The organism is Thioclava sp. ISO4 (assembly GCF_058105145.1).
Map to the genome: position 1 here is coordinate 3,703,045 of NZ_CM176571.1, position 24,848 is coordinate 3,727,892.

Annotated in this window: 25 protein-coding genes; 4 read left to right on the forward strand and 21 right to left on the reverse strand. The window is 65.9% G+C overall.

Features of this window, described 5'->3' with window-relative positions:
• Positions 1-78 precede the first annotated feature (78 nt).
• Genes AC2TZ7_RS18050 through AC2TZ7_RS18060 form a run of 3 tightly spaced genes read left to right on the forward strand, consistent with a single transcriptional unit; the run spans position 79 to position 2,830 of the window.
• Positions 79-546: a hypothetical protein gene (locus tag AC2TZ7_RS18050; protein WP_489865253.1), complete on the forward strand. Its 468-nt coding sequence runs from the start codon at positions 79-81 to the stop codon at positions 544-546.
• Positions 543-1,181, forward strand: a complete 639-nt coding sequence (locus AC2TZ7_RS18055; RefSeq protein WP_489865254.1) for a hypothetical protein — start codon at positions 543-545, stop codon at positions 1,179-1,181. The genes AC2TZ7_RS18050 and AC2TZ7_RS18055 overlap by 4 nt, the downstream gene beginning before the upstream one ends.
• A complete protein-coding gene (locus AC2TZ7_RS18060; protein ID WP_489865255.1) occupies positions 1,169-2,830 on the forward strand; it encodes a hypothetical protein in 1,662 nt (553 codons plus the stop codon). The genes AC2TZ7_RS18055 and AC2TZ7_RS18060 overlap by 13 nt, the downstream gene beginning before the upstream one ends.
• Here the strand turns inward: AC2TZ7_RS18060 and AC2TZ7_RS18065 are convergent.
• Positions 2,827-3,483, reverse strand: coding sequence for a pyridoxamine 5'-phosphate oxidase family protein (locus tag AC2TZ7_RS18065; RefSeq protein ID WP_489865256.1), 657 nt, complete (start codon positions 3,481-3,483; stop codon positions 2,827-2,829). The two genes, AC2TZ7_RS18060 and AC2TZ7_RS18065, sit on opposite strands and share 4 nt — an antisense overlap.
• 66 nt (positions 3,484-3,549) lie before the next feature.
• Here AC2TZ7_RS18065 and pdxR point away from each other — a divergent pair, with 66 nt between their 5' ends.
• On the forward strand, positions 3,550-4,986 hold the full coding sequence (gene pdxR / locus AC2TZ7_RS18070) for a MocR-like pyridoxine biosynthesis transcription factor PdxR (RefSeq protein WP_489865257.1): 1,437 nt from the start codon (positions 3,550-3,552) through the stop codon (positions 4,984-4,986).
• Here the strand turns inward: pdxR and hypE are convergent.
• From hypE to AC2TZ7_RS18170, 20 genes are all read right to left on the reverse strand, one after another.
• A complete protein-coding gene (gene hypE, locus AC2TZ7_RS18075) occupies positions 4,983-6,002 on the reverse strand; it encodes a hydrogenase expression/formation protein HypE (protein WP_489865258.1) in 1,020 nt (339 codons plus the stop codon). The genes pdxR and hypE overlap by 4 nt on opposite strands.
• 114 nt (positions 6,003-6,116) lie before the next feature.
• Positions 6,117-7,259: a hydrogenase formation protein HypD gene (hypD, locus tag AC2TZ7_RS18080; protein ID WP_489865259.1), complete on the reverse strand. Its 1,143-nt coding sequence runs from the start codon at positions 7,257-7,259 to the stop codon at positions 6,117-6,119.
• A 5-nt stretch (positions 7,260-7,264) separates the two neighbouring features.
• Complete coding sequence (gene hypC / locus AC2TZ7_RS18085; protein ID WP_489865260.1) at positions 7,265-7,552, reverse strand: HypC/HybG/HupF family hydrogenase formation chaperone; 288 nt, start codon at positions 7,550-7,552, stop codon at positions 7,265-7,267.
• Positions 7,552-9,027 carry a sigma-54-dependent transcriptional regulator gene (locus AC2TZ7_RS18090; RefSeq protein ID WP_489865261.1) on the reverse strand — a complete coding sequence of 492 codons (1,476 nt, stop codon included), beginning with the start codon at positions 9,025-9,027 and terminating at the stop codon, positions 7,552-7,554. The genes hypC and AC2TZ7_RS18090 overlap by 1 nt, the downstream gene beginning before the upstream one ends.
• Positions 9,024-9,932 (reverse strand): hydrogenase nickel incorporation protein HypB, encoded by a 909-nt coding sequence (gene hypB, locus AC2TZ7_RS18095; protein ID WP_489865262.1) that lies wholly within the window; start codon positions 9,930-9,932, stop codon positions 9,024-9,026. The genes AC2TZ7_RS18090 and hypB overlap by 4 nt, the downstream gene beginning before the upstream one ends.
• Positions 9,932-10,273 carry a hydrogenase maturation nickel metallochaperone HypA gene (hypA, locus tag AC2TZ7_RS18100; protein WP_489865263.1) on the reverse strand — a complete coding sequence of 114 codons (342 nt, stop codon included), beginning with the start codon at positions 10,271-10,273 and terminating at the stop codon, positions 9,932-9,934. The genes hypB and hypA overlap by 1 nt, the downstream gene beginning before the upstream one ends.
• On the reverse strand, positions 10,266-11,150 hold the full coding sequence (locus tag AC2TZ7_RS18105) for a hydrogenase expression/formation protein HupK (protein ID WP_489865264.1): 885 nt from the start codon (positions 11,148-11,150) through the stop codon (positions 10,266-10,268). The genes hypA and AC2TZ7_RS18105 overlap by 8 nt, the downstream gene beginning before the upstream one ends.
• Positions 11,147-11,980, reverse strand: coding sequence for a [NiFe]-hydrogenase assembly chaperone HybE (locus AC2TZ7_RS18110; RefSeq protein ID WP_489866845.1), 834 nt, complete (start codon positions 11,978-11,980; stop codon positions 11,147-11,149). Before AC2TZ7_RS18110 ends, AC2TZ7_RS18105 begins: the two co-directional genes overlap by 4 nt.
• Positions 11,981-11,982: 2 nt before the next feature.
• The gene (locus AC2TZ7_RS18115) at positions 11,983-12,813 is read right to left on the reverse strand and encodes a hydrogenase expression/formation protein (protein ID WP_489865265.1); all 831 of its coding nucleotides are present in this window, start codon (positions 12,811-12,813) and stop codon (positions 11,983-11,985) included.
• A 4-nt stretch (positions 12,814-12,817) separates the two neighbouring features.
• Positions 12,818-13,234: a thioredoxin domain-containing protein gene (locus tag AC2TZ7_RS18120; RefSeq protein WP_489865266.1), complete on the reverse strand. Its 417-nt coding sequence runs from the start codon at positions 13,232-13,234 to the stop codon at positions 12,818-12,820.
• 10 nt (positions 13,235-13,244) lie between these two features.
• Positions 13,245-13,565 carry a HypC/HybG/HupF family hydrogenase formation chaperone gene (locus AC2TZ7_RS18125; RefSeq protein WP_489865267.1) on the reverse strand — a complete coding sequence of 107 codons (321 nt, stop codon included), beginning with the start codon at positions 13,563-13,565 and terminating at the stop codon, positions 13,245-13,247.
• The gene (locus tag AC2TZ7_RS18130; RefSeq protein WP_038145388.1) at positions 13,565-14,197 is read right to left on the reverse strand and encodes a HyaD/HybD family hydrogenase maturation endopeptidase; all 633 of its coding nucleotides are present in this window, start codon (positions 14,195-14,197) and stop codon (positions 13,565-13,567) included. Before AC2TZ7_RS18130 ends, AC2TZ7_RS18125 begins: the two co-directional genes overlap by 1 nt.
• A gap of 320 nt (positions 14,198-14,517) precedes the next feature.
• Positions 14,518-15,294, reverse strand: coding sequence for a Ni/Fe-hydrogenase, b-type cytochrome subunit (gene cybH, locus AC2TZ7_RS18135; protein ID WP_078520441.1), 777 nt, complete (start codon positions 15,292-15,294; stop codon positions 14,518-14,520).
• Between the two features lie 5 nt (positions 15,295-15,299).
• Positions 15,300-15,485 (reverse strand): hypothetical protein, encoded by a 186-nt coding sequence (locus AC2TZ7_RS18140; RefSeq protein ID WP_098411838.1) that lies wholly within the window; start codon positions 15,483-15,485, stop codon positions 15,300-15,302.
• Between the two features lie 14 nt (positions 15,486-15,499).
• The gene (locus AC2TZ7_RS18145; RefSeq protein ID WP_038145393.1) at positions 15,500-17,296 is read right to left on the reverse strand and encodes a nickel-dependent hydrogenase large subunit; all 1,797 of its coding nucleotides are present in this window, start codon (positions 17,294-17,296) and stop codon (positions 15,500-15,502) included.
• 3 nt (positions 17,297-17,299) lie between these two features.
• Positions 17,300-18,376: a hydrogenase small subunit gene (locus tag AC2TZ7_RS18150; RefSeq protein WP_078600163.1), complete on the reverse strand. Its 1,077-nt coding sequence runs from the start codon at positions 18,374-18,376 to the stop codon at positions 17,300-17,302.
• 225 nt (positions 18,377-18,601) lie between these two features.
• The gene (gene hypF / locus AC2TZ7_RS18155) at positions 18,602-20,866 is read right to left on the reverse strand and encodes a carbamoyltransferase HypF (protein ID WP_489865268.1); all 2,265 of its coding nucleotides are present in this window, start codon (positions 20,864-20,866) and stop codon (positions 18,602-18,604) included.
• Between the two features lie 103 nt (positions 20,867-20,969).
• Positions 20,970-22,397 (reverse strand): nickel-dependent hydrogenase large subunit, encoded by a 1,428-nt coding sequence (locus tag AC2TZ7_RS18160; RefSeq protein ID WP_489865269.1) that lies wholly within the window; start codon positions 22,395-22,397, stop codon positions 20,970-20,972.
• A complete protein-coding gene (locus tag AC2TZ7_RS18165) occupies positions 22,394-23,392 on the reverse strand; it encodes an NADH-quinone oxidoreductase subunit B family protein (protein ID WP_078600169.1) in 999 nt (332 codons plus the stop codon). Before AC2TZ7_RS18165 ends, AC2TZ7_RS18160 begins: the two co-directional genes overlap by 4 nt.
• A complete protein-coding gene (locus AC2TZ7_RS18170; RefSeq protein ID WP_489865270.1) occupies positions 23,389-24,780 on the reverse strand; it encodes a sensor histidine kinase in 1,392 nt (463 codons plus the stop codon). The genes AC2TZ7_RS18165 and AC2TZ7_RS18170 overlap by 4 nt, the downstream gene beginning before the upstream one ends.
• Positions 24,781-24,848: the final 68 nt, after the last annotated feature.

Genomic DNA, 24,848 nt, shown 5'->3' on the forward strand with positions numbered 1-24,848 from the left:
CCGCCCCCGCCGCGCTTTGCCGAATCCCTCCGATTTGTTAGCCTGTTGAAATGGTTCAACTCGGTTCGGATCATCGTCATGTTCGTTGCGTCGTTTCAGTTTTCTGCCTTTCCGATCCTTGCCGCGGCAGGGATCGCCCTCGCATCGACGGGCGCAGCATTCGCCCAAGGCTCCGCTGAGAACCCCGCCCTGCGCTGGGATCAGGCCGAATGCCTGCGCGATCATGCGCGCGAGTATCTCGAGCGTGACTTCCCTTCGATCCTGTTCGTGGGCTTTTGCAAGGACGGGATTTTCGACCCGTCCGCCGCAGAGATCGCAAAGGGGACGAGCCGCAATTCCGCCATCGACTCCGAAGGCCTTCCACGGCTGAAATCCGGCGCGGTCATCCCCGCCAATCCCAAGGCGGCGGTGCTCGTGCTGACCCGCGCGCAGCTCGAATGCCTGCACGACGAGTTTGACCGCGTCGCGCGCAAGCAGCTCGCGAAGCTCGACGAGACGACCGAGATCCCGGTGGCGGAGCTTGATTTCTCGGGATGCCCGCAGTGAGCGCAGGGCAAACGCCGCCCCCTGCCGAAGACGCCCCCAATGCGCCCTCCGACGCGCCTGAAACGGATACCACCGCTTCGCCCGAAGCCGCGTTCCGTGAGCGCATAAGCCTGCTACGGATCATCGAAGCGGGGTCGTGGGCTGCCACGATCATCGCCCTCGGCTTCACCGGCTGGCAAGTCTTCCAATGGCGCGAGGACCGGAAGGCTGATCTCTCGCTCGAAATGGTCGCGCGGTTTTCCGACCTCGAATATGCGGGCCGCGCACGCCGCGAACTTGCGCAATTCTGGTGGCAGAACTCGGACGATCTGGCGAAGGTGACGGCCGTCGATGGCGGCATCCCCCCGGCGCAGCGGCGGAACTTCCTCGATCTGCTGTTTCAAAGACAACCGGCGCCGCAACGCCAGAAGCAATTCGCCGCCGTTTCGGAAATGGCGAATTTCTTCGATCAGGTCGAGCTGTGCGTCGCGACCAAGCGCTGCGACGCGCAGATCGCGACGGATTACTTCTGCGGCTACGCGGCGAATTTCGCCGACCTCTACCAAGGTCCCCTCACCCAAGTCCGCGAGACCTTCGGCACCGCCGGCCTCGGGACCGGCCTGCAGCACTTCGTGGAGGCCAGATGCGACGACTGATCCCCGCCCTCGCCCTGCTGGCTACCCTCGGCATCGCCCCACCGGCCCTCGCCGCCGATATAGACTGGGCGCCGCCGATCACGGATGAGTTCGTGCTGCCCTATGTCGGCGCGAATATGGCCACCGGAACCAAGCCGGGCGACAGCTTCGACTTCAAGAACGCCTTGCACATTCATATCAGAGGCGAAATCACACCGGGCGACGCAGAGACATTCAGAAACCTGATCACCGACAAGGCCAGCGAGATCTTCGATCCGATTTCGGGCGGGGTAAATATGCGCCCCGTCGTCGTCTCTCTCGACAGCGACGGCGGCGATTTCTACGAGGGCCTCAAACTCTCCGACTCGATCCGCGGCTTCGCCACATTCGTCGGCAAGGGCGACCGGTGCCTCTCGGCCTGTGCGATCGCGTTTCTGGGCGGCTCTGAGCGGATGCTGCGCGGCTACCCGATGTGGAACGCGCGATACGTTCACACCGAGGGCGTCGTCGGGTTTCACGCGCCATTCTCGAGCCTCTCGAATACGCTGATGATCCCCGATGGCACGCCGTTTTCGGGCACGCTCGGCAATCAGATCGCCACGCAATTCTACGCGCAGGCTCAGGACGCCATCAACGAACTCACGAAGCGGATGGGGACATGGAATATCGCTCCGGGCTTCGTCTTCGAAATGATCGGCAAGAAATATCAGAAGGACGACGACAGGCCGCTGAGCGAGCAGTTCCTGCTGATCAATTCCTATAACCGGCTCGATCAGACCAAGACGACTGTCCTTGCCGACCGCGCCCCGAACCCGGCCAATGTGGACATTCTGGGCGCCATAAATGCCTGCGAATTCGTGGTGTTCGCAAATACCGGTCGCCGGGTGATGACTGGCCCGCCAGTATCTTCAGAGGCCATCCCGGAGCGCGGCCTGATCCGCTTGTGGTCACGTTACTCAAGCTTCGGACAGGCGACAGAAGAAGGCCTGAAAACCTCCGGCGGCTCCCGTCCTCGGCTGCTGAGATCCAAGATCGGCCCGCTCACGTCGAATGTCTTGCTGCCCGCGGCGGGCGACGACTCCTATTACCTGCAAGCGAAGCTCTCAGGCCCCGGCCGCGTCGACTGCAACGTATTCAAGGACGCTGACGGGCGCTGGTATGTCAAAACCTACAATATCGACATCCATGCCAACGATACGTTTCTCACGATGGACGGGACGACAGCCACGCAGCGCGATGTGCTCGACTACAAAGGCCCCTACCCGATCAACGATTTCACGATCCTCGGCCCCGACGGCGTCTGGAACAACTTCCCCGCCATCGAGCCCTCCGAAGAGCTCGCCCCGACCCTCGCCCAATTCCCCGATGTCACCGGCCCCAGCTTCGACTGCACCGGCAAGCTCGATCCGGCGGCGGAGGTGATCTGCCTGATCCGCCCGCTCGGCCAGCTCGACGGGGTGCTGGGCAAGCTCTACCCGCGCGCCGTCGCCAAGGACGCAGAGGGCACGAAGCAGAGCCAGCGGCACTGGCTCAAGATCCGCGACCGCGCCTGTCGTCCGGGCGGGATCGACACGAACGATCCCCTGCAATTCCGCAGCCTGATCGACTGCCTCACCTATTTCTACGAGATGCGGCTGAGAGAGCTGGACCAGATCGCCTCGGCCAATTAACCGCCATAGCGGAAATTGCGCACATGCGCGGGCATCTCGACACCGTCGAGGTTGCGCGGATCGGGGATCGGGGCGCCCACCTCCATTCGGATCGGGATCACCCCGGCCCAGATCGGCAGCGCGTAATCCTCCTCGTCGTCACTCGGCCCGCCGGTGCGGATCTTCGCGGCGCCCTCGGCGATCTCCATCCCCAGCACGGTCGTCGCCTTCAGATCCTGCGCGTGATCGGGGCGCAGCATCTCGTATCGCCCCGGATAGAGGTGGTTCACGAACGTCCCGAGCTTCTGCAGTTTCTCCGCCGGATCCTCCACCTTGAACGCGGTCCCGTAGAGCATCACCGAGCGCGTATTGAGCGAATGATGCATCCCGGAGCGCGCCAGCACCAACCCGTCGAGGATCGAGACCGTCAGACAAACCTCGGCCTGCGTCTCGCTGCGCAGAGCGCGGCTCGCCGAGGAGCCATGCCAATAGACGTGATTGCCCTCGCGCCATTGCATGGTCGGCGTCACGTAGGGTTTGCCGTCGCGGACATAGCCCACATGGCACATCGGCTGCGCATCGAGGATCGCGTTGATCGTCTCGCGGTCGAAATGACCGCGCTCATGCAGGCGGCGCAGGCGGGAACGGTCGGTCACGGGAAGGGTCTCGGTCATGGGGCTCTTACTCAAAGCGGGTCTATCTTGTCCCGGCAGCGATACCGCCCTATTGGATAGGAAAACATGTCCAGTTTCGCCAAAATGCACCAGTCCAATCTGAACGCCGCCCTCTTCGGCCTGTCGCTGGATCGCCGCTCCGGCTTGCCGCTGCACGCGCAGCTCACCCAAGCGCTGCGCGAGATGCTGCGCGCCGATCCGGCCGCAGCCGGAGAGCGCCTGCCGCCAAGCCGCGCTCTGGCCGAGGAGCTGTCGGTCTCGCGCATGACGGTGACCACCGCCTATGATCAGCTGATCGCCGAGGGCTACCTGAACACCCGCCCCGGCGGCGGCACCTATGTGGCCGAGGACCTGCCCCATCTCGCACCGCCCGCGCCGCGGGACGCACCACATTCTCAGTCGCACGCGGCACAGACGTGGCACCCCTTTCAGCCCGGCCTGCCCGATCAGGCGCTGTTCCCGCACAGGCTCTGGGCGCGCCACCTCGAACGGGCATGGCGCAATCCCGATCCCGCGCTTCTCGACCGGCCCGACCCGTTCGGCTGGCCGCCGCTGCGGCAGGCGATCCGCGACCACCTCGCGGCATGGCGCGGCCTCGACTGCGCGACCGAACAGGTGGTGATCACCGGCGGCGCCTGGGACGGTTTCGACCTGATCGCGCGGGCGGCGCTGCCCCCCGGCGCGCTGATGGCGACCGAAGATCCCGGCTGGGCGACGATGGGCCATGTGCTGGCCGCAAGCGGGATCACCGAGCGCCCGGTGCGCATCGACGCCGAGGGGCTCGATCCCGCCGATCTGCCGCCCGAGACCCGCGCGGTCACGATCACCCCCTCGCGCCATTTCCCGACCGGGATCGCGATGCCGCTGACGCGCAGGCTGGCGCTGCTTGACTGGGCGCGCGCGCGGGATGCGCTGATCGTCGAGGATGATTACGACAGCGAGTTCCGCTATCGCGGCCAGCCGCTGCCGGCGCTGGCAGGGCTCGATGGGCTGCAGCGCGTGATCTATATGGGCAGCTTCTCGAAACTGCTCAGCCCGGCGCTGCGGATCGGCTATTTGGTGTTGCCCGAGCGGCTGCTAACCCCGATGCGCGACGCGATTGCGACGACCGGATCACGGGTCTCGATGGTTCCGCAACCGGCGCTGGCGAGTTTCATGGAGAGCGGCGAATTCGCGACCCATCTGCGGCGGATGCGCCGCCACTACGCGAGGCGCCAGCGTCACCTGTTGGGCGAACTGGCGGGGCTGGAGGACTATCTCCAGCTTCAGCCCGACCCGTCGGGAATGCATCTCTGCGCGGGGCTCGGCCCGGCCCTCGCCCCTCTGGGCGACCGTGCGATATCCGAGCGCGCCAAAGAGGCGGGCCTCACGCTGCGCGCGCTCTCCGCCCATGCGCGCCTGCCCGACCCGCCGCAGGGCCTGCTCTTGGGCTATGCCGCCTTCGACGAACGGGCGCTGAGCACCGCCGCAAACACCCTGCGCACCCTGCTGAGGACGCTTTAGCAGATACGCGGCAGTTGCTCGCCCACCAGCATATCGACGATGCGCTGGCCGCCAAACGCCGTGGTCATCCGCACCTGCTTATGCCCCTCGACGGCACGGCCCACGATCACCGCCCCGGCCCCTTCGGGGCGCGCGCGCATCGCGGCCAGCGCCGCCTCGGCCTCGGCCTCGGGAACGAAGACCACCAGCCGCCCCTCATTGGCCAGATACAAAGGATCGAGCCCGAGGATCTCGCACATCCCGACGACCTCGGTGCGCAGCGGTAACGCGTCCTCGGCGATCTCGATCCCGCAGCCCGCGGCTTCCGCAATCTCGTTGAGCGCCGAGGCCAGCCCGCCCCGTGTCAAATCCCGCGCGGCCTTCGCACCCGGCGCCACCGCCAGCACATCCGCCATCAGATGCCCCAGAGCGGCGCAATCGCTCTCGATCGCGCTCGACAGCGCCAGATCGCCCCGCGCGGCGAGGATCGTCGCGCCGTGATCGCCCAGCACCCCGTTCACGATCGCCACATCGCCGGGCGCGACCAGCCCTGCGGCCATCTCGACCCCACCGGGGATCACGCCGACGCCTGCCGTGGTGACGAACACCCCGTCACAGGCCCCGCGCCCGACCACTTTGGTATCGCCGGTGACGATCTTTACGCCCGCTGCCTCTGCCTCGCGCGCCATCGTCGCCACGATCCGGCGCAGCAGCGCGATCTCGGTCCCTTCCTCGATGATGAAGGCGGCCGAAAGCCAGAGCGGCTTCGCGCCCCCCACCGCCAGATCATTCACCGTGCCGCAAACCGCAATTTTGCCGATATCGCCGCCCGGAAACTCGATGGGCGTAACGACATAGCTATCGGTCGTAAAGGCCAGCCGCGCGCCCGATTCGGCCAGCGCCTCGGCCTGCAGCCGCGCCTGATCCTCCATGCCGGGCGGCGCGAAGACCGAGGTAAACACCTCCTCGATCAGATCCCGCATCGCCTTGCCGCCGCCGCCATGGGCCAGCGTCACCCGCTCGTCGCGCAGAGCCATTCTACCTACCTTCGCCTTGGTTCAAATATCCCGGGGGAGCGGCAAAGCCGCGGGGGCGGAGCCCCCTCTTCCCTCAATCACTGTCGCCCTCCGGCGACGGGGGCAGCGCCCCCCTTACTCCGCCGGCTCGACAGCGCGCGCGCCGCCATATTGCCAATAGGCCGCACAGGCACCTTCGGAGCTCACCATCAGTGCGCCAAGCGGCATTTCCGGCGTGCAGCCACGCCCGAATTGCGGACACTCCACCGGCTTCATCCGCCCCGTCATCACCTGCCCGCAGGCGCAGCCCTCGGCCTCTTCGATCTCGCGCTTCCCCGTGGCATAGCCGATGCCGAATTTCTCCTCGGCGTCGAAAGCCTCGTATTGCGCGCGGATGCGCAGCCCTGACTTGTCGATCTCGCCCAAGCCGCGCCATTCAAACGACGGTCGCGTCTCGTAGACATCGTCGATCGCCGCAAGGCTGACCGGATTGCCATGCTCGGGCACGACGCGGGCATATTGGTTCTCGACCTCGGCGCGCCCTTCCGCGATCTGGCGCAGCACCATCAACACCGATTGCAGCAGATCGAGCGGTTCGAAGCCTGCCACCGCGATCGGCTTGCCGTAATCCTGCGCGATGAAATCGTAGGGATGGATTCCGATCACCATCGAGACATGGCCGGGCCCGATGAACCCGTCGAGGCACATATGCGGATCATCGAGCAGCGCCTTGATCGGCTCGGGCACGGTGATGTGGTTGCAGAACACCGAGAAATTCCCCAGCCCCTCGCGCGCGGCCTGCTGGATCGCAAGCGCCGTGGAGGGGGTCGTGGTCTCGAACCCTAAGCCAAAGAACACGACCTCGCGTTCCGGATTACGGCGCGCCAGTTCCAGCGCGTCGAGCGGCGAATAGACCATGCGGATATCCGCGCCGTCGGCCTTCGCCTGCAGCAGCGATTTCTTCGTGCCCGGCACACGCATCGCGTCGCCGAAAGTGGTGAAGATCACGCCCTCCCGCTCGGCGATCTCGATGCACTCATCGACCCGCGCACGCGGCAGCACGCAGACCGGGCAGCCGGGGCCGTGGATGAACTCGATGCCTTCATGGACCAGCTTGTCGAGCCCGTAGCGGAAGATCGAATGGGTATGCCCGCCGCAGACCTCCATGATGTGGACGGGCTTGTCCTTCGTCGCGCCGATCTGATCGGCCACCTTGGCGATCTCGGCCAGCAGCACCTTGGCGGCTTTCGGATCGCGGAATTCGGATGCGAATTTCATCTGCCTCACTCCCCTGCCAGCGCGGCGTCGCCCGCGGCCATCTGTTCCAGCGCCTCCTGCGCCTCGCCAAGATCGCGCAGCGCGATCAGCGTCTTTTCGGCCTCGTCCTCGTCGATCAGGCTCATCGCGAAACCGACATGGATCAGCGCCCATTGGCCTACGAGCCCCTCCAGCGCGCCCTCGGCCACGCAGGCCACGTTCACTTCGCGGCGCACGCCCGACACTTCGGCCATCGCCATCTGGCGCGTCTTATCGGTGATCGCCACGATCTGGCCCGGAATACCCAAACACATCAGTCACTCTCCTCCTCGGTGGCCACCGACGGGTCGGCGATGCCGTAACGATCCAGTTTCGCCCGCAGGCCCACGCGCGACAGGCCCAGTTCGGCCGCCGCACGGCTCTTGTTCCAGCGGTTGCGGGTAAGCGTCTCGCGCAGGATGCGCATCTCCATCAGCTCGATCCGGTCCTTCAGCGTGCCCTCAGCGGTCATCACGTCCTCGGCGGCGCGGTCGGCGCCCTCATCCGACGGATCGGCCTGCAGGATGTGACGCGAGATCAGCTCTGCGCCCAGCACGTTGTCCTGCGCGAAGATCAGCATCCGCGTGACCTCGTTGGTCAGTTCGCGCAGATTGCCGGGCCAGTCGTAATTCTCCAGAAATTCCAGCGCCGCCGCCTCGAAGCCCATCACCGGCTTGCCGTGGCTCGTCGCGACCTCCGAAAGGATCGCCTGCGCCAGCATCGCGACATCTCCGCGCCGCGCGCGCAGCGGCGGGATCGCGATCTCGCCAAGGCTCAGCGCATAGTAAAGATCGGTGCGGAACCGCCCCTCGGCGACGCCTGCGCGCAGGTCGCCCGACGCGCCCGCGATCAGCCGCAGATTGGTCGAGACCGCCTCCTGCCCGCCCACGGGCGTCACGGTCCCGTCGCGCAGCATCCGATGCAGCGCGAGTTGCAACGCCGGGCTCGCGCCCTCGATCCCCGCCAGATAGAGCGTGCCGCGATCGGCTTTCTGCGCGAGCCCGATCTTGGCCACGCCGCCAGGCAGCACGCCACGCTTGGCGCCGAACAGCTCGACCATCGCGAGATCTTCCGGCATGCCGGAAATGTTCAATTCGTAGAATGGCTTCTCCGAGCGCAGCGAGCCGTAATGCATCGCGCGGGCCATCTGAGTCTTGCCTGTGCCCGGCTCGCCCGTCATCAACACCGGCACGTCAAAGCTGGCATATTGCCGCGCGAGAGTGACCGCCGCGTTCATCGCGGAATTGGGCGAGCGCAGGATCGTCTCGAACCCCATGCCCTCGCGCAAGGACCGCCGCCGCTTCTCGACCCGCGTCTCGGTGGTCGAGTTGAGGAACCGCATCTCCAGCGTCAGCCGCTCGTTCTCACGCGACAGCTGGAACATCCGCGCGGCATTGCGGGCCACGGCCAGCAACTGCTCGGGATGCCAGGGTTTGGCGATAAACTGGTGAATGCCCGCATCATTGATCGCGGCGACCATCGAGGCGCTGTCGGTATAGCCGGTGATGACGATGCGCACGGTTTCCGGCCAACGCTCGCGCACCTCGGTAAGGAAATCGACCCCCGAGCGGCCGGGCATGCGCTGATCGCAGAAGATCACCTGCACCCATTCCTCTTCGAGCACGGCCATCGCCTCTTCAGCCCCCGGCGCCGTGAGGATCTCGAACTCGTCCTCGAGCGCCATTTTCATCGCCTGAAGCGAATGGGGCTCGTCATCGACGAGGAGGATGGCCGGGGTCGAGCCGGTCATGACGCGGCCTTCCGGTCGAGCCCGCGCTTGAGCCAATCGAGCCAGGCCTGCATCCCCTCGCCCGTGCGGGCGGAAACGCGCAGCACCTCGATCTCCGGGTTCACGCGCTTGATATTCGCCTCGTAGAGATCGAGATCGACATCACAATAGGGCGCCAGATCGGTCTTGTTGAGGATCGCGAGACCGGCGGCGGCGAACATGTCCGGGTATTTCAGCGGCTTGTCCTCGCCCTCGGTGACCGACAGGATCGCGACCTTCGCATCCTCGCCCAGATCGAAGGCGGCGGGGCAGACGAGGTTGCCGACATTCTCGATGAACAGAAGCGACCCTTCGGGCAGCGCGAGCCGGTCGAGCGCGGTCTCGACCATGCGCCCGTCGAGGTGGCAGCCCTTGCCGGTGTTCACCTGAATGGCCTTCGCCCCGGTCGCGCGGATGCGGTCGGCGTCATTGGTGGTCTGCTGGTCGCCCTCGATCACCGCGAGCGGCGCAGCGCCCAGCATCTCGATCGTGCGGCACAGGAGCGTGGTTTTGCCCGAGCCGGGAGAGGAGACGAGATTGGTCGCGAAGATAGCCTTCTGCGCCAGTCGCGCCCGGTTCTTCCCGGCGAAATCATTGTTTTTCGACAGGATATCGGTCTCGATCTCGATCAGACGTTCCTGGCTCATGCCCGGCACTTCGGTGCCTGCCGCCCCAAGGCCGATATGGATATCGCCATGGTCGTGGTGGTGATGGTGGGGGGCGTGATCGTGAGAATGATGGCCCTGCGTGGGTGCAGGCGCCGTCGGGGCTCCTTGCGCGAGTACCGCCAGAGGCGTCGCTTTCGGCACAGCCTGACCGCTCTTTTCCAGATGGGCGCGGAACTGATCTTCCACGCTATGTCCGCTGCATCCGCACACCGTGCACATCAGAGCACCTCCATATCCTTGATCCGCATCTCCTCGCCGCCCTGCGCCAGCAATTTGCCGCCGCCGCAGTTCGGGCAAGGGTCCAGTCGATGTTCGATTTCCACAGTCTCCGCGCAATCATAGCAGAGCGCCTTGCCGGGAATGTCGATAATCTGCAATTCCGCGCCTTCCGCGGGCGAGCCGCGCATCACCACGTCGAAGGCGAATTCCAGCGCGCGCTTCTCGACGCCTGCGAAGCGCCCGATTTCGAGCCGCAACGTGGTCACGCGCGAAAAGCTGTTGGCCTTGGCCGCATCCTCGATCACGCCGCGGATGCCTTCGGCGATCGACATCTCATGCATCGGCGACCTCCCGCATCAGAACTGGCACGCAGGGATCGAGTATGTCCACTACCAAGCTCGCCAAAGAAGCTTTCTCTGCAGGCAGGGTCTCCAAGCTGCTCTGCAACATCCCGCCGGGCACGGTCAGATGATCGGTCGGCGTGATCCGCGTGAGCGCGCTCACACGGCCACCGCTCAGTCTGACCTGCAAAGTATAGGCGCCACGCGCCGCCGCGACCGAGGCCACGCCCGGCGCGATATGGCGCGCGGGTGGCCGATCGAAGCACAGCCGATCCAGATCGACCACACGCCCCAGCGCCCGCCAGAGCGGCCCGCGGCCGTAGCGCGCTTCGGCCTGACGCATCAGATCGGCGTCGCGCACTCGGCCGGCGGCGGAATTTTCCTGCGGCACCAGCGAGAGAGGCTGCGACTGATCGGGCAGATCGGCCACTGCTTCGCCCGGCGCGAAGCGCTCCGCGATCGCGGCCAGAAGCGGGCTGATCCCCGCACCGGAACTCAGCCAATCCGCGAGCTGCGCGGGCCGCGCACCGCCCCAGATCCAGCGCTGCAACGCCGCGCCGCCCTTCGACCACTCCGCAGGCAGCGACATCAGGTCGTAACCGATCAGCGCGGGCCAGCGCAGGCATAGCTTGGAGAGATGGTCGCGCAAAATCTCGCGCCGCGGGTCGCATCCGGCGGTCTCCAGCCCCGTCGCCAGCCGCACCGCGAGGCCCTGCGCCATGCCGCACAGGTTGAACAGGCGGGGCATCAGTTCCGCCACCTCTTCGGGCGTCTTGCCCAGCATCATCGCCTCGACCGGGCTCGGCGCGGGCAGCGCAAGCACCGCCTTCAGCCGAGCGCCGTCGCGCGCAATGGTTATGCCGAGCGTCTGGTTCATTCCGCGTCATCCGCCGCGTCACACGGCGCATCCTCGGCCAGACCGGCCGAGATCAGCTTGCGCCGGGTCGGTTGCGCCATCTCCTCGACGCGCGCATCTTCCGCCGCCTGCGCAGCCTCCGCCTCCTCGACCGCGGCAAGCTCGGCCTCGCGACCGGCACGAATTTCGGATTTGCGATCCGTCTCGGCGCGGTTCTCGTCCTTGAACAGCTCCATCATGATCGCGCGGGCGACATCGGTCGCCTGCATCTGCGTCTGGAAATCGCCCATCGGTGAAAAGAGCGAGCACGCCTTGTAGCCGCCGCCCATCTCGCGGACGTTATGGATGAACTCGTACGTGCCGGACGGGAAGTCGATGTTTTCCTTGGCGCCGGGGACCAGCGCCGACCAGTCCTCGTCCTCGCGCGGCAACATGATCAGGTTCATGAACCACGGGCTGACGAGCACACCGAGCCCGCGCCCGTCATGGGAGACGAAGCCCACCGGCTCGACCGAGAGCGCCTTGTTCACCAAGGGCACGTCGCGCATTTTCGAATGCCAGACCTCGCGGAAATCGGCGGTGAGCTTGGCCACCTGTTCCTCGATCCGGCGCGCTTCCAGCATCGCGGGCGCACCCGGATCGGTCTGCACCATGAACTGCTCTTTCGGCGCATCGCAATTAGGGCAATGCCAGTCCTCGGGCAGCATCGAGAACGGCGTGCCGGGCAGGACCTGACGAAAATCGTCGCCCTCCGCCGGATCGTAAGGCGTCCAGCAGATCTTGCATTCCATGATCGCCTGATCGGAAATCCGGTCATTGGCGCCCATGTAGCTTCCCTCGAATCCCGCCACGCTCATCGGATCGCCTCCAGCACTTCGACGATCCGCTCGGCGGAGTCGGCGAGATCCTCTTTCGCGGCGATCGCCACCTCGGGCATCGTCGTCACTTCGAACGTGTCGAGGATCAGCGTGTCCATCGAGTTGAAGAACTGCACCCGCCAGACATGGGGCAGCGCGGTCGCGGTGACACGGCAATTGCCGTAGCCACGCGACAGGATCGTCACCGCGCCTTCGCCCGTCGCCGCATCCAGCCAGACGAGGTCTTCCTCGGTATGGGGCAGCAGGGTCAGGTTCACCACATGCGGCTCGCCGCCCATGAAGCTGCCCGATTTATCCTCCAGTTCGGCCATCAGCGCCGGCGCGTTCACGACGCCCGGACCGCGCGGATGGGCCTTGCCTTCGGCTTTGCGGAACGGCTCGAAGGCGCGGCTCAGCGCCGCCGAGGGAACCGGACCGACCTCGATCTTGTCGACGCCCGACCCTGCGATCATCCAGACGCCCGCGAAAACCGACTCCTGCACCGCTAGCGCCGGGATGCCGCGGATCTTCATCGCGACCTCGCCCTGCCCCATCGTCTCTGCGATGAGCGCGCGGTTCTCGGCGTCGAGATGGCTCAGATCGAAGCTCGCCATGCCGCCTAGCGCCGCCGCCTCGCAGGCCTTCGCCACATCGGCGAGCGTCTTGAGCGCGGGCGTGACGCTGGAAGGGTCGTCGATCTCAGGCATATGCGCCGAATAGGTGCGCATGCCGGAGGGCAGCTTCATATATTCGAGCTGCGCATCCTCGTCTTCGGGTTGCGAGCCGGGACCGAAGCCCATGGGCGGAAGGTGGAAATTGGAAACCATCGTCTCAGCCTTTCGCGGTCAGGATATGGGAGGTGCGGGCGACGTAATCGTCCCAGTCGCGGATCTTCTCGATCGCGCCGAGATACTCGCCCTCGCGGTAGAACAGGAAACCGGGGGCTTTCAGCGCGCGGGTCTGCTGGCGCAGCTCGGTCTCGATCTCGTTGCCGACCACGGCGCAATCGAAGGCGTGCTGGAAGGCCATGCGGATTTCCGGCAGCACCACGGCGGCGTCGGGGGTCTCGAGGTTGCGCTTGGCGTCGCCCGGAATGAACAGGCAATGCGCCCCGGGACGCGCGGTGAACTCGGCCACATCGGACATGTTCGCCAGAAGCGGATAGCCCATCTCGTCGATCAGGCGGGTCACCAGCGGGTGCATCGCACCCGAGGGGGCAGCCGTATCGGGCATTGCGAAATCGTGCATGTGTCTCTCCTCAGGCAGTCGTTTTGCCGGCATCGCGCGCGGCTTGCAGATGGGGCGGCAGTTGCGGCTCGCGGGCATCGAGATCGGCGAAAGCATCGCCCAGATCGCCGCCCTGCATCAGGGCCCGCAGCCCGCCAAGCGCGGCCGAGATCTTGGTCGCCTCGTCCTCGGTGATCACCTCGCGAGAGGCCCCGAGAAAAGCCAGAAGCCAGTCGCCGGGCTTGGCGTCGGGCGTCAGCGACAGGTCGATGATGCCGGGCTGTCCCTCTTCGAGAACCTCGCCGCGGATGCCATCGACCGCCACCAGTTGAACCGGGATTCCGACGCACATCAGGCGCGGACCTTCTCGGCGCCGGGGAAGAAACGGTGATCGCCCATCCGGCAGGCCTCGCCCTCGGTCGGGCGGCCTCCTTCGTAAGCGCCACGACGGATCGAGGCATCGGCGAGGTCATCGGCCTGCGTCACGCCTGCCGCGACCGAAATGCCCCAGCGCGCCAGTTCGGCTTCGCATTCGCGGATCGCGGGCTCGATCTGGGCGGCGACCGCGGGGCGCAGACCTCCACCGTAATCCTCCAGCTCGACCGGCTGGCAGCCGATCAGCGTCAGCTTCGCCGGGCAGCGGTTCATCAGCTGCGCGGTGGCGATCACGTCCTGAAAGCCGGTCTGATGCAGGCTCATCTTCTTGGCGCCCATGAAGGCGGGCACGTCGTCGTCGCGCAGCACCCGCATCTCACCCGGCTCCAGCCCGAAATCAATCGCATCGAAGACGATCAGCGCATCGGCCTCTTCGAGAAACGGCAGCAGATAGAGCCCCTGCGTGCCGCCATCCAAGAGCTTGACGTTGTCCGGCACGGCGCGGGTCTCGGCCATCACCTCGACGCAGCGCACGCCGAAGCCCTCATCCGCCCAAAGAACGTTCCCGATACCCAGAACGAGCACCCGGTCCGGCGCAAAATCCGACATGATTTCCTCCCTCTCCCCGAGGCGGCAAGCGCGTTGCCATCCTCGCCTCGAACCGACAATAGGCTTTGCAGAGGGGTGGATTTCACGGAAATCGCACGAAACTGCGACAATCTGTCTAGTCTTTGTTTTTGCTAGATTTTATTGAAAAATGCGCCGCTATCAAAGCTGTCAACGTGGAAACTATATTTCCACCTTAGCAGGATTTTCGCAATAAAGCCTTCCACCGGCAGCGCAATGCTGGAAACAGCTCGAATCCGCACCCAAATGCAGAACGGGCGCGGATTGACCCGCGCCCGTTCGCCCTACCACCGCACGAACCGTTACTCGATACGATCGTCCTTAAACGTCCGGTGGCCGGAGATCATCGTGGAGACCATCGACTGACGGCTCATGATGTCTTCGCGGATCGCCGCGTAGATGTGCACGATCATGAAGATCACGATGGCCCACATTCCCAGATGGTGCAGCGTGTGCAGCCTTTGGGAGTTCTGCACGAGACCCAGCACCCAGCCCATGGCCGTATCGGGCAAAGAGCCCTGCCCCGCGCCTTCCGCATAGAGCGCCCAGCCGGTGATCAGCATGAAGGTGATCCCGAGCGTCATGAAGAAGAACATCGCAAGCTGTGCCAGCGGGTTGTGGCCCACGTATTTCTTCGGCGTCTTCTCGAGGAACGCATACCAGCGCAGCTCGTGCCCCAGCTCTTTCCACCAGCGCTTGCGCCAGACCGGCACGTAGAACAGCTGGCGGGCGTGGTGATTGCCCACGAAGGCCCAGTAGATGCGCCCGAAGAAGATCACCGTCAGGACCTGCGCCGCCGCGAAATGGCCGAAGCGGATATAGCCCATGACGAATTGCTCGGTCGCCTCGCCGATCTGCATCGACGGCAAGGGCGCGCCGATGAAATAGCCGGTGACGATCAGCACCGTGATCATCAGCGCGTTGAGCCAGTGCCAGAGGCGCACGGGCGCCTCGTAGACATAGACGGAGGTCCGGCGGCGGATCGAGTCGAGATCTTCCTCGGTCGCGTCGCCGGTCAGGCGGGAGGCCTCGAAGGCCCCTGTCGCCTTGGGGTTTGGCGTATGGATCGTGTCCTCCATCGCCCTTACTCCTTGCGGACGCGCTTGACGGCGCGGGCGATCTCTACGGCCACATAGGCCAGAGCGATCGCGCCGGCGGCCATCGCGACATGGGCGATGGTGTGCCCTTCCGCGCCGGGGGCCACCGCGTGGCCCGGATGGGCCAGCGCAGGACCTGCGATCATGCTGAAAGCGAGTGCGAGTTTCTTCATGATTTCCTCCTCCCTCAGCGCACCTTGACGGTGGTGAGCTCTTCGCCATCGGGCGACATCACATGGGTCGAACAGGCAAGGCACGGATCGAAGCTGTGCAGGGTGCGCAGGATCTCGACCGGTTCTTCGGGACGCTCCACCTTGGTGTTCATCAGCGACGCCTCGAAGGCACCGATATTGCCTTGCGTGTCACGGGGCGAACCGTTCCAGGTGGTGGGCACGACGCATTGGTAATTCTCGATGCGCCCGTCCTTGATCTTGACCCAATGCCCCAGCGCGCCGCGCGGAGCCTCGGTCATGCCGACGCCCTTGGCCTCTTTCGGCCAGCTCGACGGATCCCATTTTTCGACATTGGCGGTGCTTTCGTCACCATTCTTGATGTTGGTCATCATCTTGTCGAAGAAATGCCGCTGCAGACGCGAGCAATACTCGGATTCCAGCGCCCGCGCCGCAGTCCGGCCCAGCGTCGAGAAGACCGCATTGAACGGCAGGTCCATTTTGCGCAGCAGACCGTCGACCTGGTTCTTGATGTCTTCGTGACCCTTGGCGTAGCCCACGACGTAACGCGCGAGCGGACCGACCTCCATCGCGTGCCCCTTCCAGCGCGGGGCCTTGATCCAGCTGTATTTCGCAGCCTCGTCAAGCTCGATGATATTGGTCCGCGTGCCTTTGGCGTTCGGCCCGAGCTCGTATTGCGGCTCGGTCACGCCATCCCACGGGTGCAGGCCCTTGCCGGGCTCGCCATAGGTGTACCAGGAGTGATCGACGAATTCCTGAACCTGCTCGGGGTCGCGCGGATCGACGTCATGCACCTCGTTGAGATTGCCGTTGATGATCGCGCCACGCGGCAGGTGCAGCTGCTCGGGCGAGAAGTCGTTCGGGTTCTCCGGGATGTCGCCATAGGCGAGGCAGGCCTGCGACGACAGACCGCCACCATAGAGCCAGTTCTTGTAGAAGCCGCCGATCGCGATGACGTCGGGGATATAGACGTTCTCGTTGAACTCCTGACACTTATCGATGATCGACGACACCAGGTTCAGCCGCTCCATATTGATCGCACCGACCGAGCCGACGCCGTCGATATTGATCGGGCACGGCACGCCGCCCACCAGCCAGTTCGGGTGCGGGTTCTTACCCCCGAAGATGGTGTGAACCTTGACGATCTCCTTCTGAAGATCGAGCGCCTCCAGATAGTGCGTCGTCGCCATCAGGTCCGCTTCCGGCGGCAGCAGATAGGCCGGGTTGTCCCAATAGCCGTTTTTGAACAGCCCGAGCTGCCCGCTTTCGACGAATTTCTTGAGACGGTTCTGCACGTCCCGGAAATAGCCTGGGGAGGAGAGCGGGTGGCTCGGGCTGACCTTCTGCTGCAGCTCCGAAGTCGCCTTCGGGTCCGCGCGCAGAGCGTTGACCGGGTTGACCCAATCGAGCGCGTGCAGGTGATAGAAATGCACGATGTGGTCGTGGATCTGCAGCGCGAGCTGCATCATGTTCCGGATCGAGTTCGCATTGTCGGGAATCTGGATCCCCAGCGCATCTTCCACCGCACGGACCGAGGTCAGCGCATGGGTGCCGGTGCAGACGCCGCAGATCCGCTCGGTGAAGGCCCAGGCGTCGCGCGGATCGCGGCCCTTCAGGATCACCTCGAGCCCGCGCCACATCGTGCCGGTCGAGACCGCGTTGGTGATCATGTTGTTTTCGTCCACATTCACTTCGCAGCGCATGTGACCTTCGATCCGGGTCACCGGGTCGACAACGACACGCTTGCCCGAATTGTCCATCGTGTAGCCGTTCGGCGTGTTGAGAACCGACATGGATTACGCCTCCTCGTTCTTCTTCTGGGCGCGTTTGAGCGCGGAAACGGCAGCGTGAACTGCCACCGCACCGCCGACGACGGCCGCCGTGGTGCCGCCGACCACATCGGCATTCGCTTCGATCCCGAATTGCTTGATGTTGGTGAGCCGGTCGTAGAAGGAGCCCTGATCCCAGAACCCGTCCTCGGAACAGCCGATACAGCCGTGACCCGACTGGATCGGGAACGAAACCCCGTCATTCCAGCGCACGGTCGAGCACGCGTTGTAGGTGGTCGGCCCTTTGCAGCCCATCTTGTAGAGGCAATAGCCCTTGCGCGCGTTCTCGTCGTCCCAGGTCTCGACGAACTGACCGGCGTCGAAATGCGGGCGGCGGTAGCACTTGTCGTGGATACGCTGCGAATAGAACATCTGCGGGCGGCCCTGCCGGTCCAGCTCGGGCATCCGGTCGAAGGTCAGCATGTAGGTGATCACGCCGGTCATCACCTCGGCGATGGGCGGGCAGCCCGGCACCTTGATGATCGGCTTGTCGGTGATGACCTTGTGCACCGGGGTGGCGCGCGTCGGGTTCGGGGCGGCAGCCTGCACGCAGCCATAGGAAGCGCAGGCGCCCCAGGAGATAATGGCTTTCGCGTGCTCGGCAGCGTGGCGGAGTTGGTCCACGAAGGGCTTGCCGCCCACGATGCAGTACATCCCGTCTTCGTTGAGCGGCGGATTGCCCTCCACGGCGAGGATGTAGTTCCCTTTATACTTGTCGATCGTGTCCTGCAGCGCGGCTTCCGCCTGCGCGCCCGCCGCCGCCATCAGCGTGTCGTCATAGTCGAGCGAGATCATCGAGAGCACGACATCCTTGGCCAGCGGGTGGGCCGAGCGGATGAAGCTTTCCGAACAACAGGTACATTCGAGCCCGTGCACCCAGATCACCGGAGTGCGCGGCTTGGTTTCCATCGCATGGGCGATCTTGGGCACATAGGCCGGGCCGAGACCCAGCGCCGCCGCCGTCAGCGAGCAATATTTCATGAAGCTGCGGCGGGTAATCCCCTGCCGACGCATCACGTCGTAAAAGGTTTCGATCGCAGGCAAAGTGTCCCTCCCTCTGTGATCCCGATGACCGGATTCTCCCTCCTCCCGAGGGGAATACGCATGTGTGATCTCAGGATTGGCAGGTCGGGTCCGCGAACAGAACGAAATAATGACAGGATGTCGCAGGCGCGAATTCCTGTTTGTTTCCGATATGTTGCCAGTCAAATCACCGGTGTGGCGCGGGGCCGCGCTGGTACGTCAGTGACCAGCTTTCCGGGATTCTGGTCAGTCTCTTTCCGACTGCGCCGCGGCAATCACCGCCTGCCCCAACGCCAGCGAGCCGTCATTCGCCGGCAACGTGCGATGGCTCAGCACCGGCAGATCGCCCAGCGCCGCGCAGGTCAGCCGATGCAACAGCGCGTTCTGATACACGCCGCCGGTGAGCGCCACGGCTTTCGCGTCTCCGCTTTCGATCAGCGACCGCGCCCGGCGGGCAAAGCCCTGCGCCAGCGCCGCATGGAACCGCAGCGCGATGGACTCGGGCGCGACCCCGGCCTCCAGATCGGCGGCGAGCGCTTGAAAAAACGGTCCGGTCTCGAGCACGTCGCCCGCATCCGAGAACGCATAGGCCCCGGCCTCCGCTGCCTCCCCGTGGGCCAACGCGCGCGCAGCCAGCGCCTCGAGCCGCATCGCGGCCTCGCCCTCATAGCTCTGCCGCATCGGGCAAGTCCCGAGGCAGGCCGCCACCGCATCGAAGAGCCGCCCCGCCGACGACGACAGCGGCGCGTTGATCCCCTTCGCCGCCGCCTGACGCGCCAGATCGCACGGGGCCTCCGGGAACAGATTGTCGGCCAGCCCCTCCAGCCCCGCCGCATCGAGCCGCACCAGCGCGTTGCGCCACGGCTCTGCCTGCGCCCGGTCACCGCCGATCAGCGGCACGGGCTCAAGCCAGCCGCGCCGCGCGAACCCACGGTAGTCGCCCAGCAGAAGCTCGCCGCCCCAGACCGTGCCATCGGGCCCCAAGCCGAGCCCATCGAGCACGATCCCCGCGACCTTGCCACCCTCCAGCGGCCAGCGATTCTCCGCCATGCAGGCGGCGAGATGCGCATGGTGATGCTGCACCTCGACCAGCCGCAACCCGTCGCGCGCGGCCCGTTCAGCCCCGTGGCGCGAGGCCCGAAAATCGGGGTGCAGATCGACCGCCACGACCTCGGGGCGATGATCGAAGAGCGCCGCATAATCCGCATCGGCCTGCTCGAACGCCTCCCATGTCAGCGCCTCGTCCAGCTCGCCAAGGTGATGGCCCAGCAGCGCCTGCCCGTTCTTGATCAGGCAGATCGCGGCCTTCATCTGCCCACCATAGCCCACCACCTGCGGCGCGCCCTCGAACCCTTCGGGCAGCGGCAAGGTGCCCGGCACCTGCCCCCGCGCGCGGCGCAACACCATCGGCGGATCGGCCCGCACGACGCTGTCATCGAGCCGCCGCGCAATGTCGCGGTCATGCATCAGGAAGGCGTCGACGAAGCCAGCCAGCTTCTCGCGCGCCTCACCGTTGCCGATCACCTGTGGCTCGCCCGAGAGATTGCCCGAGGTCATTACCAGCGGTCGCCCCTCTTCCCCCCGCGCCCATTCGCGCAGCAAGAGATGATGGAGCGGCGTATAGGGCAGCATCCAGCCGAGGCTGTCCTGCCCGGGTGCCACCGCCTCGGGCAACACCTCCCCCGCCATTTGCAGCAACACGATCGGCGCCGCAGGATCGCGCAGCAACTTCGCCTCGGCTTGCGAAACCTGGGCATAGCGGCGGATCGTCTCGATCTCGCCCATCAGCGCGAAGGGCTTTGCAGGCCTGCGCTTGCGCTCCCGCAAAAGCGCGACCGCCTCGGCATTGCTCGCATCGCAGGCGAGATGAAACCCGCCCAAGCCTTTTACTGCGACGATCCCGCCGCGCTGCAAAACCGCTCCGACCTCTTCGGCAGGACGTTCTTCACCGCCCATCTCCAGCCACACCCGCGGCCCGCACTCGGGACAGGCGATCGGCTGCGCGTGAAAACGTCGATCCGCCGGGTTCTCATATTCCGCGCGACAGGCCGAGCACATCTCAAACGGTGCCATCGTCGTCTGCGCCCGGTCATAGGGCAGCGCGTGCAGGATCGTGAAACGCGGCCCGCAATGGGTGCAGTTGGTGAAGGCGTAGTGCCGCCGGCGCCCGTCGCCCCGGATTTCCGCAAGACACTCCTGGCAGGTCGCCGCATCCGGCGTCACCCGCGTCTCGGCCCCAGCCCCCTGCGAGGCCACGATCGCGAACCCCTCGGGCGCTGCATCGAAGACAAACCCCGACACCTCCACCGCATCGACCCGCGCAAGCGGCGGCGCCTCCGCCGAGATCGCCTCGGCCAAACCGTCCAGCGCCCCCGCCACCCGGATCAGCACGCCCTCGGGATCGTTGAGCACATGGCCCGAAAGCCCGCGCTCCTGCGCAAGCCGCCAGATGAAGGGGCGGAAGCCCACCCCCTGCACCTGCCCGCGCACCCTGATCTCGAAACCCTGCATCTTCCTCTTGGCTCAAATATCCCGGGGGTTTGGGGGCAGAGCCCCCATTTTCATCTACGGTTTATCGCCCTCGGGCGACGGCAGGGACAGAGCCCCAACTTACTCAATGCACCGTGCAGACCATGCAGGGATCGAAGCTGCGCACGATATGCTGCACCGAGACCGGCGTGGTCTCGCCCGCCCCGACCGGCGCGCCGACCAGCGCGGCCTCCAGCGGGCCCGGCACACCCTCCGCGTCGCGCGGGCTGAAATTCCACGTCGTGGGCGCGATGATCTGATAGGAGGCGATGTGCCCGTCCTCGATGCGCAGCCAATGGCCCAACGCGCCGCGCGCGGCCTCGACCAGCCCCGCACCCTGCCCTGCCTCAGGCAGATCGCCTTGCACCATGAACTCGGTGCGCGGGTCGATCCCTTTCGCCAGCCCCTCCATGAAGGCTTGCGTCCGCGCCAGCTCCAACAGCCGCCCCGCGACCCGTGCCAGAACGCCGCCGCCCGCCAGCGCCCGCGCCAGCGGATGGCCGTCCACGACTTGCCGCGCGAGCGCGCCGGTCTCCACCGTCTGACCGTTCAGCCGCGGCGCCTTGCACCAGCTATAGGCGGCGTCGCGCATCGCCTCGTCGGGCCGTGTCTCGCCCTGCCAGGGATGGGCCTGCGCCCCCAGCATCCACGCGTGGCTGAGGTCTTCCGTGATCGCGCCGAAATCGACCGCGCCCAAGGCCCCATCCCACAGCCCGCGCCCAAAGCCGAAGCCTTCGGCCAGCGGATAGGCTCCGAAGCTCATATACCGGCCCGAGCCGCGCCCGAGCCGGTCCAGATCCAGATCGGCCGCGATGCGCAGGAACAGCCCCGCATCGCCCGTCTCCCACGCCATCAGCTGATCGACGGTTTCGATCGCACAGAAGGCTTCCAGCGACCCGCCGAAAACCACCTCCTCCAAATAGCGCCGGAAAGCGCGCAACGTCGTCTCGATGCGCACCTTGTCGCGCGGTCCCGGCGCGCGGGTAACCCCGCCGGGCTGGATCGCGAGCGTATGGGGCCATTTGCCCGCCATCAGCCCAAGGATATGCATCAGCTCGGCGCGGGCCGCGACCGCCGCGCGCTGCGCGCCGCCCTCGGCGGGGGTAAAGCGCGCCACGGCCCGGTCGAACCACGGTTTACCTGCGTAAACGGGGCGGATGAAATCGGGCATGAAGAACAGGTTGAAATGAAACAGGTGGTCCGAGACATTCTCGACCGCATGGATCAGCGCCGCCATACCCGCGCCCTGCGGCGTGGGCTCCAGTCCCATCGCCGCGCCCAGCGCGCGCGCCGCCGCCGCCGACTGGCTGATCGAGCAGATGCCGCAGATCCGCGGGGTGATCGTCAGCGCATCGCGCGGGTCCTTGCCTTCCAGCATCCGTTCGAACCCGCGATAGAGCGGCGAGTTCACGCGCGCCTCGGCCACCGCGCCACCGGCGAGATCGAGATGCACTTCCAGATCGCCCTCGACCCGGTTGAACGGGCCCACGACGAGGCGCGGCGTCTCAGTCATCTGCGTCCTTTCGGCTTGCGGATCGTCGGCGTCACCTCGACCCGGTCGGCAACCGCGTTCTTCGCGATCCGCTCGGGCGTCGCCGCCTTTGACAGCGAGGCGAGCGCCATGAACCACGCTTTGGGCATATCGGTCGGAAGGCCCACCGGGATACCCGCGATCTTCGGCGTCTCGGTGAAGGAATGGCGCGGTTCCTCGAACTCGGGCGCAGTGCAGTTGATGCAGGGGTATCCGCCCGAGGTGCACGACCCGTCGCCGTTCCACGGTCGGATATTGCAATCGCCCACCGCCTGCGTGCCGATGCAGCCCAAGTTCTCCATCATGCAGCCGATATCGGACAGCTCCACCGCCGAGGCCTTGTATTCGTAGAACTCGTTTTTCGAGCAGCCGTGATGGACGAGATGCTTGGCGTAGAACAAAGGCCGCCCGAAGGCGTCGAGATCTTCCGCCCCGAGCGCGCCTTCATTCAGCAGCAAAAGCGTCTCGGTCACCCAGTCGGGATGAGTCGGGCAGCCCGCCACGTTGATCACCGGCAGGCCCGAGCCGGAGCGGAACTCCACCGGCAGTGCTCCGCCCGGCAGCGCGCCGTCATATTGCACCCCGACCGCATCCGAGGGGTTGCCGCCCGCCGAGGTCACGCCGCCATAGGTCGCGCAGGTACCCACCGCGACGACATGGCGGGCTTTCGGCGCGAGGCTCACCACCCAGTCGAGCATCGAGCGCCCGGTGCCGGAGACCATCTGGAACTTGCCCGTCCCGCGCGGCCCGCGCGCGATCGAGCCCTCGACGGCCAGCACGTCCAGCGCGATCTCGCCGCTCTCGACCGCCTCGAAAATCGCGCGCACCTCCGCGCCGGTCTCGAGGCTGACAGTCGGGTGCCAGAGGAACTCGATTCCCGCCCCGCCCAGCGTGTCGAAGACATTCGGGGATTCCGCGCAAAGGAGCGACATCGTGCAGCCGCCGCAGCCTGCCGCTTGAAGCCAGAGAACCTTCATTCCGCACCCTCGCCCAGTTCCAGATCGAAGGAGAAACAGGCCCCGCCCAGCGCCGACCCTTTCGGGCAGAGCCGCAGACGCCCGCCATGTTCCTCGATGATCTTATGGCTGATCGCGAGGCCCAGCCCCGTGCCCGCACCCACCGCCTTGGTGGTGAAGAACGGGTCGAAGATCGCCTGCGTCAGCTCCTCGGTCACGCCGGGACCATTGTCGCCAACCGACAGCGTCCCGCGCCCCTCCATCACGCGTGCGTCGACCTCGATCCGGCCGGTGCCCTCTTCCAGCCCCGAGAGCGCGTCGATGGCGTTTTGCACGAGGTTCATCACGACCTGCTGGATATGCCCCTGCCGACCGCGAACCTGCAGCGTCTCCGTGCCGGTGAAGGCGATCTCGACCCCGGCCTTGGAGCCGCGCTGCACCCAGTTCGCCGCCACCCGCGCGGTCTCGACCAGATCGAAGACGACCATCTCGCCCGAGCCTTCGGCACTCAGCCGCCGCAGATCCTCGACGATGTCGCGCACCCGTTCGGCCCCGTCGCGCGCCCCCTCGATGGCCGAACGCAGATTGCGGATTTCACGGTCGAGCTTCAGCTCCTCGCGCAGGGCGATCAGCGCCTCGCGATCCGCCCCCGCCTGCACTTTCTCGAAATAGGCCTCGAACTTGCCCGCATAGCGCTCCAGCGCATGGGTATTCGCGTAAACGAAGGAAATCGGGTTGTTCAGCTCATGCGCGACGCCAGCAAGCAGACGGCCCAGCGAGGCCAGCTTCTCGTTGCGCACCAGCTGCGCCTGCGTCGATTTCAGTTCTTCGTGGCTGCGCTCCAGCTCGGAATAGGCCTGCCGCAGCTCGCCCAAGGGCCGCCCGGTCAGCACGTAGCCCGCGATGCGCGACCGCTCGTCCATGCGCGGGCTGATCGACAGCTCCAGCGGCGCGGGGCCCTCCGGCCCGCTCAGCGCCGCTTCGATCGTCACCGGTTTGCGGGTATTCGCAGCCTCCGCCAACCCGCGATCCAAGGCCTCGACCGAGCGCGCATCGAACATGCCTGCGAGCTTGCGACCGTGCCAAGCGCCGGGCGGCTCGCCCGTCAGACTGGCGACCGAAGCCGAGGTTTCCAGCACCTCGCCCGAGCGCGAAATCACGATCAGCGCATCCGACACCGAGGCGAGGATTGACCCGAGGAAAGACCGCAGATCCTCCAGCTCGTGGTTCTGCTGCTCCAGCCGCTCCTGATAGTCCACCAGATCGGCATAGGTCCGGTCGACCGCAGAGAGCACATCGAACCAGACGTCTTCGCCCTCCCCCTCATCCGCGCCCGGCGCGTGGCGCAGCAGCCCGGCCAAGGTCGGGTCCAAGGGGTGCTGGCTATCGGGTGCGGACTCGCGCGACATGACACTCTCAAAGCCGGGCGCAACGGGCGCCCATCCCTTATCGCTAGCCCATTCGCGGCGCTCAGTCC